The organism is Spongiactinospora gelatinilytica, assembly GCF_003236385.1.
Taxonomy (GTDB): domain Bacteria; phylum Actinomycetota; class Actinomycetes; order Streptosporangiales; family Streptosporangiaceae; genus Spongiactinospora; species Spongiactinospora gelatinilytica.
This window is the reverse complement of sequence record NZ_POUA01000171.1, coordinates 1-15,064: the sequence shown is the minus strand read 5'-3', so window position 1 is coordinate 15,064 and position 15,064 is coordinate 1. Positions and strand designations below refer to the sequence as shown.

Genomic DNA, 15,064 nt, shown 5'->3' with positions numbered 1-15,064 from the left:
CAGTCCTCTCGTTGGTGGCATGGGGACGGTCGGCGTGCGGTGCTCAGGCTGCTGCCGTCGGTGTGGGTTCGCTGTCCGCCGGCACACACCACACCCACGACACCGTCCTGCGAGCACTACGTGCCCTGCAGCATCTCGCGCAGGCCGGACGGACCGCTCTGGAGTTGCAGGCCAAGAGCCGCCACCAGCACCTGGCCAGCCTCGGCCGCTACGTGCGCCTGGGCGAGGAGACCTCCGCGCGCATCACCGCCGAAGCCGATCCCGCCCAGCGCCGCCGTCCCGGCTGACCTCCCCCCCATGCGCCGGCGCGAACGCGATCAAGCCCTGGCCATAGAGATCCGTATGCATCCAGGTCAGGAGCTACTTCGTTGGAAATTTCTGCATTGCTACCGGGACCCCACATCCTTCAGATCGATACGGCTCCGATCAGGTCACGAACTGGCCCACCGCTGGGCGGCATCTCGCCGCCACGGTCGCCCGTCAGCCGCTCCCACATCTCCCAGACGAGCATGCCAAGCGCCTCGCCAGAGCCAACGGAGTCAACATCGTGGGCCAGTTCGACCAGGGTCAGCCGGGATCCGATCCACCGCCGCGCGTCCGTGACGGATGATCCAGGCGCGCACATCACCGAAGAAGTCATCGCTCACGAATCCGAGCAGCACACAAGCGGCATCCCCGGCGGACCACGAGAACAATCGATCCGCGACGGCCTCCCACCGGTCACGAAACGCCGGCAGGACTTTCTTCGACGACGACGGCATCGGCGTTCTGCAGGGTCAGGTCGGAGCCGACGCCGCCTATCGCGACCCCGGTGTGTGACGGCGGCCAGGGCGGGGGCGTCGTTGATGCCGTCGCCGACCATCGCTGCCCGCCGGCTTCCAGATCACGGACTGCGGCGACCTTGTCGTCGGACCGGTCCGCGCGCGATCGTTTGCGGGACGGCTCAGTCGAGAGGCTTTCCTCGGCGGCGGGTCGTCGGAGCCGACGGCATGACCGCCTCGCGAAGCTCGGCGACGGCCTGGGCCATGAGCTGGGAAAGGGTGGTGTCCGGCTCGGCCAGCCAGCGGGGCATGGCGCGCCGGTGGATCGCCAGGACCACGTCGATGATGAAGCGTGCCTTGCCGGGCTCGACGCCGCGGCGCTCTATCGCCGGCGCCGGCGCGTCGGCGATGTCGGCGAGCTTGATCAGATCGCGCTCGGCCAGTGCCGGATTGGCGGCGATCACTCTGCCCCGGCGCAACAGGAACTCGCGCGGGCGGAAGATCTCCTCAGCGGTGCCCAGCGCGCCCAGCAGCACCTCGATCGGGGTGAGGCCCGGGTCGGCCGCCTCGACCTGGGCGACGAGGTGCGCCTCGAGCTCGTCGCCGGCGAAGAGGACTTCCCGCCGTGTCGCCTTGCGTAGTGCAGAGAAGTCTCCTGTGGGCCGTTGATGTGCCGTGGGGTCAGGCGACCCGAACCGAGGCCCGCGACTTCTCCACCTGGATCCAGGTCGCCGACAAGCGACGACAAGCCGACGTCCTCGGACCGGGCCGCGACACCGGCCCGGCAGAACCCAGTGACGGGCAAGCCCAGGCCAGGCCCCCAAGTACGCGCCGACGACGCGAGGCCACAGCGAGAGCGTCCTGCGACATTTCTACGACTTCCACCGGGACGCGAGCTCGGGACCGCTCTCCCCTGCAGAGCTCGCCCGAGCGGTGTTCAGCAGGCGAACCTCACCGAAACGGTCCGTACATCGGGACTAGGCTGAGAGCGTGGTGGACGGATCTCGGTCGGCTGATGACGAACTACTCAACTCGGTCGGTGTGGCGTTCGCACGGCTTCGGCGGCGCACGCATCTGGTGAAGACCGAAGAACAGCAGTTCGATCGTAAGGACTTGTCCCGGAACCTGATCATCAACGTCATTGACGAGGCGGCGGGTGAGATGACGGTCGGTGGTATCGCCGAGCAGCTCGGCTTCGACGCGTCGGTCGCCAGCCGGATCGTCTCGGACATGATCTCCCGTGGCTACCTGGAGCGGGCGGCTTCCCAGCATGACGGGCGACGGACCGTGGTGCGCCTCACCGGAGAGGGCATCGTGCTGCGTGACCGATATCGCAGTCAACACCGGCAGGCGTTCGAGCACATCACCAAGGACTGGCCTGCGTGGGAAAGACTGGAGTTCGCACGCCTGCTGCTCAAGTACGCCGATGCGACCAGTGCCCTAGGCCAGAACGACGTGCCGTGACAGCCGACCTCGCCCCCGTTCTCAGCGTGTTCTCAGCTCCAAAATGTATGCTTTAGGTCATGCATGTGCTTTACATCATGCATATGGCTGCGCGGGACTCGCCCGCGCGGCTTGCCTAAGGGAGACCCCATGGCTACTGCCATCACGAATGCGCGGATCTTCGACGGCGAACGCGTCCTTGGCGCGGGGACCGTGGTCATCGATGGAGCGACGATCCTGGCTGTCGACGGCCCACGCGATCACGGAGCCGGTCCGTCGCGGCCGCTCCCGGAGTGTTCTGAGACCGTCGACGCGCGCGGCATGACGCTGCTGCCGGGCCTGTTCGACACGCATGTGCACACCTCCATCGAGTCTCTGGCACTCGCCTTGACATTCGGGGTCACGACGGAGCTCGAGATGCAGGGAGGATTGACCGCCGGCCACCGTGCGGACATCACCGACAACGACGCCGTGGCGGACGTTCGTTCAGCGGGGTTCGGCATCACGCCTCCCGGCGGCCATCCCGAGGAGTTGTTCCCCGAGGGCGAGGGCGCAGGCGACGGTCACCCTGGTGGCGGCGACCAGGGGGATAGAGCGGAGTTTGTCATGCCGTTCTGCACCACGCCGGAAGAGGCGGTCGCCTTCGTTCCGAAACTGATCGCGGGCGGCTCCGACTACATCAAATTCATGATCGACGACGGAACGGTCCTGGGGGAACCGGGGTTACCGATGCTCAATCAGGCGACCCTCGACGCCGGGGTCGCCGAAGCCCACCGCCACGGCAAGCTGACCGTCGCACACACGCTGACCATCGACGCCACCCGGATGGCGATCAAGGCCGGCATCGACGGCCTCGTGCACCTGTTCATGGACAAGCCCCACACCCCCGAGATCATCGACCGGATCGCGAAGTCCGGCGCATTCGTCGTGCCCTGCGTGGTCCTGGACGCCTCCATGATCGGCATCACCGGCAAGACCTTCTCCGCCGACCCCCGAGTGCGCTCCAGGCTGAGCAAGGAATGGCTGGCGACCCTGAACAGCAGCTTCAACCGTTACCCCAAAGGCGACCTCGCGGACATCCTGGCCTCGGTCAAAGCCCTGCGGGACGCCGGCGTGGACCTCCTTGTCGGCACCGACGCCTCCGTGGCGGTGCCGTACCTCGGTGGACTCGCTCATGGTGCGAGCGTCCACCACGAACTGCAGATGCTCGTGAAGGCCGGTCTCAGCCCCACCGAGGCACTGTCCGCCGCCACCTCCGTGCCCGCCCGCCGGTTCGACCTCCGCGACCGCGGGCGCATCGCCGAAGGCATGCGCGCCGACCTGCTCCTGGTTCAGGGCGATCCCACCACCACCATCTCCGACACCCTGAACATCCAGGCCGTGTGGCGCCGCGGTACGCGCGCCAAGCTCTGACCAAGGCCGACCGAGCAAAAATGTCCCAATTCGTGGCATAGCGGCCGAAACCCGGCCGCCCTCGTCCGGAGGAGACAGCGATCATCCCCGGAACGCGGATGATCGCGCTGAACGAACCGGCCAGCTGGCCAAGCCGATTCCGGCACAGAAATCTCACCGGCACAATACAGACCGATCCCGGAGGATACTCATGCCCGGCCACGACCGACCAGGCTCCGCCCCGGCCGAACCTTCCCCCGAATCCGGCGCCGGCACGCCGACCAAGGCGCCCGCCACCCCGCGATCTGGCGTTTCACGTCGCAGCGCTTTGACCGCCATGGGTGCGCTGGGTGCGCTGGGTGCGCTGGGCGTCACCGGGTTGATCGGCGGGATCGTTGCCGCTCGCTCTGACCCCGCCGCTCCGGCCGCCACCGCCTGTGCGCCAACGAGCACCGTCACCATCCGCCCTGCCGCTGTGACGCGGAGCATCTCCTCCTGCCACATGAGAAAACCGACGGTGCAGACCATGGGCATTGTGAATATGGACCCGGTAGGCGGTGCTTAAGGCGAACAGGACCGGAATCGCACTCGGCTCACTAAGTGTACGACGATCGGGGGCGTTGCGGTATTGGCGGGTATCGCCGCGGTCGTCTCCTTCCGGCACATGCACGAATTGTGCCTGCGTCATGGCGAGGACCATCTTGCGGCGGTGCTCATCCCGCTCGCCGTGGACGGCACCATCGTGGTCGCCTCCATGTCCATCCTCCTGGCCGACCGGTACGGTGCGCGAGGTGGACCGCTGGCCTGGAACCTGCTGATCGTGGGCAGTCCGGCCAGTCTGGGGGCGAATGTCGCGGTCGCGGAGCCGAGTGTGATCGGCCGGGGCATCGCCGCCTGGCCGTCTGCGGCGTTGATCGGGAGTTACGAGCTTTCGATGGCGCAGATTCGCCGGGTCTCGCCCGGGGAGGTCGGTGGCGAAGAAGTGACGGAGACCACCAGCGAAGAGGGTGCCGCCCCAGGCGAGGATAACGGGGAGGCTGGGCCGTCTCCGGTGGAGGCGGGCGGGCAGGCCGACCGCGGAGTCGTGGATCTGCATAGGGTCGCGTGGCGGTGGGCGCAGGAGAATCGTCTTCCTGATGGGGCGTTGCCGTCGGGGAGGGTGATCGCGGCGCAGTTCTCGCGTAGTGCTCGCTGGGGGCGCTGGATCAAGAACGCGGGTCTGGGAGGCGAGCTGGGGTAGGGAGCGTTCTGGCGGTTGTTGAAGCCGTTGCGATGTTCGGCCGTCGCGGAGGGCGGCCGAACATCGAGAAAGCAGTGGCTATTCGTGCGGAGTATCGCGACCGCCCTTCCAACTGATCAGCGGGTCGGGCGCTTCATGTCCGCTCTTCTCAGCTGATCTCCCGTGTGCCGAGGGCCGCCTGCATCAACGTGCTTGAGCGTGTTCGTGAGCGGGGCCGCGGGCGAGGCGTGGCGGGCGTGCTCAGGGCGGGTTGGAGGTGGAGATCTCCTGTCATCCGGGCTACGGCAAGCATGATCCGGTCGGCCACGGGACGGGTAACTCGCGCAACGGCCGGATCGGCAAGACGGTGCAGATCGGGATCGGGCCGGTGCGGCCGGCGGTGCCCCGCGATCGGGCCGGCACCTTTGAGCCGGTGCTGGTCCCCAAGCGGGCGTGCCGTGCGCCCGTTGGCGTGCGGCGGCCGGCGGCCTGGTGCACGAGCCGGGCGCCAACGGGCATCGGCTGGGGGCGTTCGTGGTCACCGGCGCGGACGCCGCTGAGGTCGAGGAACGGGCCGATGCTCTCCTGCGGCGGGTCCGCGTCCACGTCCGGCAGGCCACCATGGGGAACAACGGTCCCGATCAGATCAGGCCGGCGAGTATCTGGGCCATCGCTCCGTAGCTCTCGCGGACCGCGTCCGTCTTGCCCAGCCGGTGCCGCTCCAGCCGGATCGCCCCCGGTGCCGTGCCTCGTAGATCCGCGCCCGCCACACCGCCGACCTTGCGCACGTCCGCACTGTCCAGGCCGACGCCGCGGGCGCCGCCGGTCAGGTCCTTCCAGGTCTGGGCGGCGCCCGCCTTGGGCACGCGGAGCGTGGTCATGCCGAGGCCGCTGAGCTGCCGGGTCTGCCGGGCGCCTTCGTGCGGGGGAGCGAGCCCCTTGGACGACTGGGTGATCAGGGGGATGTCGGTGGTGTCGGCGTCGCCGTACCGCCACTCCAGGAGGCGGGTGACGTCGAACAGCCGCCTGTCGAGGACCCCAGAGGCGATCAGGGGCCGCGCGTCGGGCGAAATCACGTACAGGTGGCCCTCGCGCACCTGCTTCATGAAGCCCACCTGCCTGCCGGGGCCGGGCTCCACGCGGTACCCCTTGCCGACGACCACGACGCGGTCGCCGGTGATCAGGGTCACGCTGCTCGCCTTCCCGGCCGCCTCCTGCTGGGCGTGTGCGGGGGCGATGCCGATCGTTCCGGCGAGGAGGACGGCGACGAGTCCGGCGCCTGCGGTCGTGTACCGCCTCTTCGGCGCCGGAGGGTGGATCGCATTCGGGTCTTCGTGGGCTCGGGGCCGGTGGCCGAGGTGGCCCGAAGGCACAGATGATCTTTTGGGCATGCGGAAGGCCATACTTCGTTTAGCGAAGTATGGTCAAGATCGCCCGCCCTCGACCCGGTTGCGCGGACGAGGCTAGTGGGGGGTCGAAGCATTCACTCGCAGGTGGAGGTCGCGGGCTCGTCGGCGAAGCGGTTCCCGGTGTTGGGCGTTGACCGCTCTGACGTACGCGTGCATTATTTGACGCATCTGTCGAGAAAAGGCGGTAGCCCATGACGATGGCTCGCAGTTCTCTCCATCCGCTCGGCATCCTGCTCGCCGTGGCGATCGCGCTCACGGCCTGCGCCGGACCCGGCGGCGGCATGCAGTCCAGCCGGGACTTGGTGGTGAGACTCAACTCCGACTGGGACTCCCTGGATCCCGCCAAGACCCGCACCACGTACGGCTACCAGCTCGTCACGACCCTCTACGACAGGCTCGTCACGGTCGCCGACGGCAAGGTGGTCCCGTATCTCGCCGAATCGTGGACGCAGACCCCCGACACCGTCAGGCTCACCCTGCGCCGAGGCGCCCGCTGCGCGAGCGGAACCGAGCTGACGCCCACCATGGTCGCGGCCTCCCTGCGCCGGCTCGGCGCCAAGGAGACCGCGGCGCCGTACGCGAGCCTGGTCTTCGGCGGCTCCGGCTACACGGTCACCGCCGATGACGCGGCGCGGACGGTCACGGTGCGGACCGGGCGGCCGTACAGCGACCTGCTGATGGGCCTGGCCCAGCCGATGGCCTCGATCATCTGCCCGGAGGGGCTGCGGGCCGCGGACACGCTGGCGGCGACCCCCGCGGGCAGCGGGCCGTACACGCTGGCGGCCTCGACCAGAGGCGCGAGCTACCGGCTGACCGCCCGCCCGGGATACACGTGGGGGCCGGAGCGCGAGGGAAGCTACCCGGACGCGGTCACCTTCAAGGTCGTCCAGAACGACAGCACGGCGGCGAACATGCTCGCCGCCGGCGACCTGGACGTGTCCTGGGTCGGCGGGCCGGATCTCGCGAGGGTACGGGCGAACCCGGCGGTGAAGCCGGTCAGCCAGCTCATCTACGGCTCCTTCATGCTGGTGTTCAACCAGGCGAAGGGCAGGCCGGGAGCCGACCCCGCGGTGCGCAGGGCGCTGGCGGTCGCGGTGAGCGCGCAGAGCTTCAACGAGGCGGCGTTCTTCGGCGAGGGAGAGCCGGCCGGCAGCGTGGTGAGCGAGGAGGTGCCCTGCCACCGCGTGGTGCGACCGCCCGCCGCGGCGGCGGCCACCGTGGACGTGGACCTCAAGCTGGTCGGCTCGACCGACTACGCCGCCGGGTACGAGTACGTGCTGGAGGCGCTGCGTAAGGCGGGCGCGTCCGTCCGGCTCCAGCTCGTGGAGCTGAACAGCTTCGCCGAGGTGATGTTCACCTCGGGCGACTGGGACGTCACCGTCTACCCGTTCACTCCGCTGGCCCCGAGCCTTGGCGCGCTCGGGATGTTCGTGACGGGAGCGGCGCCTCCGGACGGCGCGAACTTCGCGAGCATCGGCAACAAGGCGTTCGAGGCGTCGGTCGCCAAGGCGCAGGCCTCGCTGGGCGAAGAACGCTGCCGGCACTGGGGGGACGCGCAGCGGGCGATCGTCGAGAACGCGGACGTGGTCCCGCTGGTACACAGCAAGCCGTACTGGTTCGTGCGTGACGGCTTCGCCGCGGGCCTGGCCGGCGGCGGGACCATGGTGGACCCGCACGAACTCGCCCGGCGGTGACGGGCATGAGGATCCTGAGCCGCCTCGGCACCATGGCCGCTTTGCTCGCCGCCCTGCTGGTGGCCTCCTTCCTGCTGCTGCACCTGGTGCCGGGCGACCCGGCCGTGCGGATCGCCGGGCTCAACGCCACCCCGGAGCAGGTCGCCGCGGTACGGCACCGGCTCGGCCTGGACCTTCCCCTGCACCGGCAGTTCGCCGAGTACGTCATGGACGGCCTGCGCCTGGACTTCGGGCGCTCGTTCAGGACGGGCGAGCCGGTCACCGGCGTCATCGGCGGCAGCCTCGGCGTGACACTGCGGCTCGCGGCCATGGGGATCACGCTGACGATGCTGACCGGTGTCGCGCTCGGGATCGCCATGGCCGCCCTCACGCGGGAGGGCCGCCGTCCCGGCGTCGAAACCGCCTTCACGACGGGCACCTCGCTCGTCGGCGCCGTCCCCGAGTACGTGACCGGGGCGGTGCTGGCGCTGGTGTTCGCGGTGGGGCTCGGCTGGCTGCCCGTCGCCGGGCTGGCCGATCCGGCCGGGCTCGTGCTACCGGCCGTCGCGGTCAGCCTGGCGCCCGTCTGCGTCCTGGCCCGGGTGATCAGGGTGGAGACGCTGGCCGTACTCGCCCACGACTACGTCCGCACGGCCCGCGCCAAACGCCTGCACCCCGTCATCGTGTACGGCAGGCACGTGCTGCCCAACGCGCTGACCTCGGCGCTGACCGTCGGTGGCCTGATCTTCGCCGGGCTGCTCGGCGGCGCCGTGGTGATCGAGAACGTCTTCGCCCTGCCCGGCCTCGGCTCCCAGCTCGTGCAGTCGGTGATGGCCAGGGACTACCCGGTGGTGCAGGTCGTGATCATGCTGCTGGGCGCGTCCATCGTCGTGGTCAACAGTTGTGTCGACGGGGCGTTGCGGCTGCTCGACCCGCGGACCAGGACGGTGTCCTCATGACCGCCGCGCTGCGGGCCTTCCGCTCCACCTCGGCCGGGCCGGTCGCCCTGGCCGTTCTGACCCTGCTCGCGGTCGTCGCCGTCGTCGCGCCGATCCTGTGGGGCGACATGGCGACCGCGCTGAACCCGGCCACGGCCGTGCTGGGGCCGAGCGCCGAGCACTGGCTGGGGACCGACCGGCTGGGCCGCGACGTGCTTGTCCGCACACTGGTCGCCACCCGTACCTCGCTGGGGCTCGGCCTACTGGCCGCCGCCGTGGCCGCGCTGGCCGGGCTGCTGCTCGGCGGTCTCGTGGCGGTGCTGAGCCGCCGGGCCAGGGAGGTGGGGCTGCGGGTGCTCGACGCGGTGCTGGCCTTCCCCGCCATCCTCGTCGCGATCATCGTCACCCTGATCCTGCCCGAGGGTACGGCGAGCGCGGCGGTGGCGGTCGGCGTGGCCGGCACCCCCGCCGTGGCCCGCATCGTGGTCACGCTGGCGACCGCGGTCCTCGCCCGCGACTTCGTGGCCGCCGCCTGGGGGCTGGGGGTGGGTCGGCCGAGGATCCTCGTCCGGTATGTCCTGCCCAACATCGCCGACAGCCTCGCCGTGAGCCTGTCGGTCGTCGCCGGCGCCGCTCTGGTCGTGGTCTCCTCGCTGAGCTTCCTCGGCGTCGGCGTGCAACCTCCGGCCTTCGACTGGGGCGGCATGCTGTCCCAGGGCGTCATGGACATGTACGTCACGCCGCTGGCCGCGCTCGCCCCGGCCGTCATGATCGCGCTCGCGGGGCTGGCGTTCGGGCTGGCGGGGGAGGCGATGGCCCGCGTCGCCAATCCATCGGTCTGGACGGCGCGGCGGGCCGCGCGGCACCCGGCCCCGGCCGCAGGGACCCGTACGGAGAGCGACGCGCTGCTCGACGTCAAGGGGCTGACCGTCACCGCGGGGGCGGGACCGGAAGCCCCTGCCATCGTGTCCGGCGTCGATCTGCGGGTCGGCCGGGGCGACATCGTCGGCCTGGTCGGGGAGTCGGGGTCGGGCAAGTCGATGACCATGCTCGCGGTGGCGCGGCTGCTGCCGTACCCTGTGGAGTCCTTGGCGGACGCGCTGACGCTCGACGGGCACGACCTGCGGGCCGGCCCGGGAGAGCGGATCAGGCGGCTGCTCGGTACCCGCCTCGCGCTGGTCTTCCAGAACCCCGCCGCCTGCCTCAATCCCTCGCTCAGGCTGGAGACCCAGCTCACCGAGGTGCCGAGGACGCATCAGGGGATGAACCGGGCGCAGGCCCGGGAGCTGGCACTGGCGGGGCTCCGGCAGGTGCGCGTGCCCGAGCCGGAGCGGCGGCTGCGGCAGTACCCGCACGAGCTGTCCGGCGGGCAGCGCCAGCGGGCGACGATCGCGATGGCGCTGGCCGGCCGGGCGGGCCTGCTCCTCGCCGACGAGCCCACCACCGCCCTGGACAACACGCTGCGGCGCGCCGTCCTCAACCTGTTCCGCGAGGCCAACGCCGCGAGCGGCACCGCGATCGTGCTCGTCTCGCACGATCTGTCGGTCGTGCGGGGGCTGTGCGACAGGGTGGTCGTGATGTACGCGGGCCGCGTCGTGGAGGAGGGACCCACCCGCGAGGTGATCGCGCGTCCGCTGCACCCCTACACCCAGGCGCTGGTCGGCAGCACGCTGACCATGACGACCCCGCTCGACCGGCCGCTTCCAGCCCTCGACGGGCAGCCGCCCCGGCCGGGCGAGCGGCAGGAGGGCTGCGCGTTCGTCCCACGCTGCGCCAGGGCCGAGGACCGCTGTGCCAAGGAACGCCCGCCGCTGCGCGCGCACCCCGGCGCCCGGCGCACGGCATGCTGGGCGGTGGAGGCGTGAACGGGCTGCGGCTGCGGGGCGTGACGATCAGGTACGGTGCCGGCCCGCGCGTCGTGTCGGACGTGGACCTGGACCTGCCCGACGGCGCCGCCGTCGGAGTGGTGGGCGAGTCGGGTTCGGGCAAGTCCACCCTCGCCAGATCCGTGGTGGGCATGGTGCCGCTGGCCGCGGGGGAGATCACCCGCGACGGGAGGCGGCTGCGGGCCCCCGGCCTGCGGCGCGTCCCCGACCCCGGCGTTCAGCTGGTCTTCCAGGACCCGCACGGATCACTGAACCCGCGGATGACCGTGGCGGCCACGCTGACCGAGGCGGCCAGGCAGAGCGGATCGCCGGAGCGCCCCTCCCTGGAACGCGTCGGCCTCGCCGACGGCCTGCTCCGCCGCTACCCGCACGAGCTGTCCGGCGGCCAGCTCCAGCGCGTCGCCATCGCCAGGGCGCTGGCGGCCAAGCCGAAGCTGCTGATCCTCGACGAGGTCACCTCCGCGCTGGACGTCTCCGTCCAGGCGCTCATCCTCAACCTGCTCCGCGACCTGCGCGCCGACCTCGGCATCGGCTACCTGGTCATCGCCCACGACCTGCCCGTCGTGCGGTACCTGTGCGACAAGGTCGCGGTGATGCACCGCGGCGAGTGCGTGGAGCAGGGGCCGTGCGCCGACGTGCTGCGCGCCCCGAGCCACCCGCACACCCGCGCACTGCTCGACGCGCTCAACGAGGAGTCACCATGAACGAACCGGTCATCGTCGCGAGCGCCCGCACCCCCATCGGCAAGGCGGGCAAGGGCTGCCTGCGCGACGTGCGGGCCGACGACCTGGCCGCGGCAGCCGTCTCGGCGGCCCTGACCAAGGTGCCCGAGCTGGATCCGGCCGAGCTCGACGACCTGCTGCTCGGGTGCGGCAGCCCCGGCGGCGAGCAGGGCTGGAACCTGGCCCGCATGGTCGCCCTGCTGCTGGGCCTCGACACCCTGCCCGGCACCACGGTGACCAGGCACTGCGCCTCCAGCCTGCAGGCGGCCCGGATGGCCGCCCACGCGATCCGCGCGGGCGAGGGCGACGCCTTCGTCGTCGCGGGCGTCGAGGCGGCCAGCCGCCACCGATACGGCAGTGCCGAGAGCTCCGGCGACCCGAACCCGCTCTACGCCGGCGCGGCGCGCCGTACGGCGGGCCACGCGGAACGCGGCGACTTCGCCTGGACCGACCCCCGCGCGCTCGGCGAACGGCCGGACGCCTACCTGACGATGATCCAGACCGCCGAGTACGTGGCCCGCCTGCGCGGAGTCACCCGCGAGGCCATGGACGCGTTCGCGCTGCGCTCGCAGCTCCGGGCCGCGGAGGCCGCCGAGGCCGGATTCTGGGCCGCGGAGATCACCCCGGTCCCGCTGCCCGGCGGCGGCGTCGCCGACCGCGACGACGGCCCGCGCACCGGCGTGACCCTGGAGAGGCTGGCCGCGCTCAAGCCCGTGCTGCATCCCGCGGGCCGGATCACCGCGGGCAACGCCTGCCCGGTCAACGACGGCGCCGCCGCCCTGGTCATGATGAGCGACCGCCGCGCCCGCGAGCTGGGCGTGCCGCCGCTCGGCCGCGTGGTGGCCACCGGGCTGTCCGCGCTCAGCCCGGAGGTCATGGGGCTCGGCCCGGTGGAGGCCGCGCGGCAGGCGCTGCGCCGGGCCGAGATGTCCGTCGGCGACGTGGATATGGTGGAGCTGAACGAGGCGTTCGCCGCGCAGGCCATCCCATGCGCGGACGACCTCGGCGTGCCCCCCGACCGGCTGAACGTCCACGGCGGGGCCATCGCGATGGGTCACCCGCCGGGGATGACCGGCGCGCGGCTGATCGGCACCCTGCTGCACGGCCTGCGGGACTCCGGCGGCACGGTCGGCCTGGTGACGATGTGCGTCGGCGGCGGCCAGGGTATGGCGGCGATCGTGGAACGGTTGTAACCCCTGCCGTAAAGTATTGGACGGAGCCGTCGATCGAGCGGAAGGGGTCCGTCTGTTGGCCAGCACGAGCTCGCGCAAGGAACTCATGAGCAACACGGTGCTGGAGAAAGCCGCCGTGCTGTTCGCCGAGCGGGGTTTCGCCGGCACCAGCCTGCGCGACATCGCCGAGGCGATGGGGATGACCAGGCCGGCGCTCTACTACTACTTCAACAGCAAGGAGGCGCTGCTGCAGGAGCTGGTCAGGGGTGTCACGGGCAGCGGTTCGCAGGAGCTGCGCAGGCTGCGCGAGCGGACCGACATCGGCGCCGCGGAGAAGCTCAGGGTGGTGGTGTCCACGACCGTGGCCCGCATCGCGGAGAGCCCGCTGCGGTTCCGGCTGCTGGAGCGTAACGAGGCCGAACTGCCCGCGGAGATCCTCCAGGAGCATCACACCAGTAAGGGCCGCATCCTCGACGAACTCACGAAGATCATCGCCGATGGGGTGCGGTCCGGGGAGTTCCGGCCGGTCGACGAGCGGATCGCGGCGTTCTCGGTGATCGGCATGATCAACTGGATCGCCTGGTGGTACAAGCCTGACGGGCCGAGCACGCCCGAGGAGATCGCCCGCGAGATGTACGAGATGGCCTCGCGTGGTCTGGTCCGCGGCGCGGACCGGATGCCCGCGAGCGGCGTCGAGGGGGCGGTCGCGCTGCTGCGTGAAGACCTCACCCACCTGGAGCGGCTGGTCAGCGCGGGCGGATCGGCTTCCTGAGCCCTGTTCAATGAGGCCGTCATCTACGGGTGGCGGCCTCTATCGCGCCATTGACTTTGACGTATCCTTTGAATAGTTTTCCTTCGTGTCAGACATCTGATTGGCGGCCACCCGGCAGGAAGGCAGGCGGGCGTGACATTCGTGATCGGCCTGGACATCGGCGGAACGTTCACCGACGCCGTGGCGGTCGGCCCGGCCGGGACGCTGCACACGGCGAAGACCCCGTCCACACCGCCCGACTTCGAGCAGGGCTTCGACAACGCGCTCGAGGTGCTCGCCGCCCAGGCGGGCCTGACCGTGGAGGGCCTGCTCGCGGAGACCGGCCACGTGGCCCACGGCACCACCGTGGCGCTCAACGCGCTGGTCACCGGCCAGGTGGCGAAGGTGGGCTTCCTGACCACCAAGGGGCACGGCGACTCCATCGCCATCATGAACGTGGAAGGCCGCTACCTCGGGCTGTCCCCGCATGAGGCCCAGGACACGCTCGACACCCGCAAGCCCGCGCCGCTGGTCCCCCGCTCGCTCCGCCTCGAGGTCACCGAGCGCGTGGACAGGGACGGCTCGGTCGTCGTGCCGATGGACGAGCGGGAGGTCCGCGAGCACCTGCGCCACCTCGTCGCCGAAGGGGTGACCGCGCTCGCGGTGAGCCTGCTCTGGTCGTTCAGGAACCCGGCGCACGAGCGGCGGATCAGGGAACTGGCCCACGAGGTCGCGCCCGGTCTCTACGTCACGCTCTCCAGCGAGCTGACCCCGCGGATCAGGGAGTTCGCCCGCGCCGCGACGACCATCATGAACGCCCAGGTCGGGCCCGCCCTGCGCGCCTATCTGGACCCGCTCGAAGGCAGGCTGCGCGACCGCGGCCTCACCGGCCCGCTGCTGGTCATGCAGGGCTCCGGCGGCACGGTGGCGGCCAGACGCGCCCCGGAGGTCGCCATCACGACCGTCGGCTCGGTGCTGACCGGCGGGGTGGTCGGCGCGGCCAGGCTGGCCCGGCTGCTCGGCCATCCCCACGTCGTCTCCACCGACGTCGGCGGCACCACCTTCCTGGTCGGGATGATCGTCGACGGTGTCCCCGTCGCCAGCGCGGGGACGGTGCTCAACCAGCACCCCGTCAACACCCCGGCCCTGCGCGTGCACGCGATCGGGTCCGGCGGCGGCGCGATCGCCGCCGTCGACGCGGGCGGCAATCTGCGGGTCGGGCCGGGCAGCGCCGGGGCCAGGCCGGGCCCCGCCTGCTACGGCCAGGGCGGCACCGATCCCACCGTCACCGACGCCGACCTCGTCTGCGGCATACTCAACCCCGCCTACTTCCTCGGCGGCACCCATCGCCTGTCCACCGACCTGGCCGCCAAGGCGCTGCTCGAACGGGTCGGCGTGCCGCTTGGCCTGGACGCCGAAGGCGCGGCGGCCGCGGTGGTCGCCGTCCAGAACGGCCAGACGGGCGACCTGGCCCGCAAGGTCGTCGTCGAGACCGGGCACGACCCGCGCGACTTCGTCGTCTACGCCTTCGGCGGCGCCGGCCCCATGCACAGCTTCGCCTACGCCGCCGAACTCGGCGCCGAACAGCTCGTCGTCCCGCTCGGCCCGACCGCCGGCGTGTTCTCCGCGTACGGCCTGGCCGCCAGCGGCGTCACCGTCTCCGCCGAACTCAGCGACCCCGCCCCCCTGCCCGTCGAC

14 protein-coding genes and 2 pseudogenes are annotated in these 15,064 nt (G+C 71.2%); 13 read left to right on the top strand and 3 right to left on the bottom strand.

Annotated features, from left to right (window positions below; all coding sequences use genetic code 11):
* A pseudogene (locus C1I98_RS21255) lies at positions 1-287 on the top strand (hypothetical protein); the annotation flags it as partial.
* Between the two features lie 252 nt (positions 288-539).
* On the opposite strand, the gene C1I98_RS45720 reads toward C1I98_RS21255, so the two are convergent.
* Positions 540-761: a DUF4240 domain-containing protein gene (locus tag C1I98_RS45720; RefSeq protein ID WP_111169183.1), complete on the bottom strand. Its 222-nt coding sequence runs from the start codon at positions 759-761 to the stop codon at positions 540-542.
* 182 nt (positions 762-943) lie between these two features.
* Entirely contained in the window at positions 944-1,297 is a 354-nt protein-coding gene (locus C1I98_RS21245; protein ID WP_199537094.1) for an acyl-CoA-like ligand-binding transcription factor, read from the bottom strand.
* Positions 1,298-1,751: 454 nt separating this feature from the next.
* Between C1I98_RS21245 and C1I98_RS21235 the strand changes: the two genes are divergently transcribed.
* The 5 genes and pseudogenes from C1I98_RS21235 (at position 1,752) to C1I98_RS45715 (ending at position 5,496) form a co-directional block, all read left to right on the top strand.
* Positions 1,752-2,225 carry a MarR family winged helix-turn-helix transcriptional regulator gene (locus C1I98_RS21235; protein WP_111169182.1) on the top strand — a complete coding sequence of 158 codons (474 nt, stop codon included), beginning with the start codon at positions 1,752-1,754 and terminating at the stop codon, positions 2,223-2,225.
* A gap of 129 nt (positions 2,226-2,354) precedes the next feature.
* Positions 2,355-3,617, top strand: coding sequence for an amidohydrolase family protein (locus tag C1I98_RS21230; RefSeq protein ID WP_111169181.1), 1,263 nt, complete (start codon positions 2,355-2,357; stop codon positions 3,615-3,617).
* A gap of 589 nt (positions 3,618-4,206) precedes the next feature.
* Entirely contained in the window at positions 4,207-4,836 is a 630-nt protein-coding gene (locus C1I98_RS21225) for a DUF2637 domain-containing protein (RefSeq protein ID WP_111169180.1), read from the top strand.
* A gap of 250 nt (positions 4,837-5,086) precedes the next feature.
* Positions 5,087-5,275, top strand: a pseudogene (locus tag C1I98_RS41590) (transposase); the annotation flags it as partial.
* Positions 5,269-5,496, top strand: coding sequence for a hypothetical protein (locus C1I98_RS45715; protein ID WP_158558130.1), 228 nt, complete (start codon positions 5,269-5,271; stop codon positions 5,494-5,496). The pseudogene C1I98_RS41590 and the gene C1I98_RS45715, both read left to right, overlap by 7 nt.
* Here C1I98_RS45715 and C1I98_RS41580 read toward each other — a convergent pair.
* Positions 5,457-6,005 (bottom strand): hypothetical protein, encoded by a 549-nt coding sequence (locus C1I98_RS41580; RefSeq protein WP_158558129.1) that lies wholly within the window; start codon positions 6,003-6,005, stop codon positions 5,457-5,459. The genes C1I98_RS45715 and C1I98_RS41580 overlap by 40 nt on opposite strands.
* 410 nt (positions 6,006-6,415) lie before the next feature.
* Between C1I98_RS41580 and C1I98_RS21215 the strand changes: the two genes are divergently transcribed.
* From C1I98_RS21215 to C1I98_RS21185, 7 genes are all read left to right on the top strand, one after another.
* Positions 6,416-7,918 carry an ABC transporter substrate-binding protein gene (locus C1I98_RS21215; RefSeq protein ID WP_111169179.1) on the top strand — a complete coding sequence of 501 codons (1,503 nt, stop codon included), beginning with the start codon at positions 6,416-6,418 and terminating at the stop codon, positions 7,916-7,918.
* Positions 7,919-7,923: 5 nt separating this feature from the next.
* A complete protein-coding gene (locus C1I98_RS21210) occupies positions 7,924-8,856 on the top strand; it encodes an ABC transporter permease (protein WP_111169178.1) in 933 nt (310 codons plus the stop codon).
* Positions 8,853-10,700, top strand: coding sequence for a dipeptide/oligopeptide/nickel ABC transporter permease/ATP-binding protein (locus C1I98_RS21205; protein WP_111169177.1), 1,848 nt, complete (start codon positions 8,853-8,855; stop codon positions 10,698-10,700). The genes C1I98_RS21210 and C1I98_RS21205 overlap by 4 nt, the downstream gene beginning before the upstream one ends.
* Entirely contained in the window at positions 10,697-11,425 is a 729-nt protein-coding gene (locus C1I98_RS21200; protein WP_233508044.1) for an ABC transporter ATP-binding protein, read from the top strand. Before C1I98_RS21205 ends, C1I98_RS21200 begins: the two co-directional genes overlap by 4 nt.
* Entirely contained in the window at positions 11,422-12,636 is a 1,215-nt protein-coding gene (locus C1I98_RS21195; protein ID WP_111169175.1) for an acetyl-CoA C-acetyltransferase, read from the top strand. Before C1I98_RS21200 ends, C1I98_RS21195 begins: the two co-directional genes overlap by 4 nt.
* An 85-nt stretch (positions 12,637-12,721) precedes the next feature.
* Positions 12,722-13,387, top strand: a complete 666-nt coding sequence (locus C1I98_RS21190) for a TetR/AcrR family transcriptional regulator (RefSeq protein WP_111169174.1) — start codon at positions 12,722-12,724, stop codon at positions 13,385-13,387.
* 132 nt (positions 13,388-13,519) lie between these two features.
* A partial coding sequence (locus tag C1I98_RS21185; protein WP_111169173.1) for a hydantoinase/oxoprolinase family protein occupies positions 13,520-15,064 on the top strand: 1,545 nt, incomplete at its 3' end.

Excerpts from the sequence above, each read along its gene's own strand:
- C1I98_RS21215 (WP_111169179.1), top strand. The coding sequence starts at position 6,416 with ATGACGATGGCTCGCAGTTCTCTCCATCCGCTCGGCATCCTGCTCGCC.
- C1I98_RS21205 (WP_111169177.1), top strand. The coding sequence starts at position 8,853 with ATGACCGCCGCGCTGCGGGCCTTCCGCTCCACCTCGGCCGGGCCGGTC.
- C1I98_RS21190 (WP_111169174.1), top strand. The coding sequence starts at position 12,722 with ATGAGCAACACGGTGCTGGAGAAAGCCGCCGTGCTGTTCGCCGAGCGG.
- C1I98_RS21210 (WP_111169178.1), top strand. The coding sequence starts at position 7,924 with ATGAGGATCCTGAGCCGCCTCGGCACCATGGCCGCTTTGCTCGCCGCC.
- C1I98_RS21195 (WP_111169175.1), top strand. The coding sequence starts at position 11,422 with ATGAACGAACCGGTCATCGTCGCGAGCGCCCGCACCCCCATCGGCAAG.
- C1I98_RS21230 (WP_111169181.1), top strand. The coding sequence starts at position 2,355 with ATGGCTACTGCCATCACGAATGCGCGGATCTTCGACGGCGAACGCGTC.
- C1I98_RS45720 (WP_111169183.1), bottom strand. The coding sequence starts at position 761 with ATGCCGTCGTCGTCGAAGAAAGTCCTGCCGGCGTTTCGTGACCGGTGG.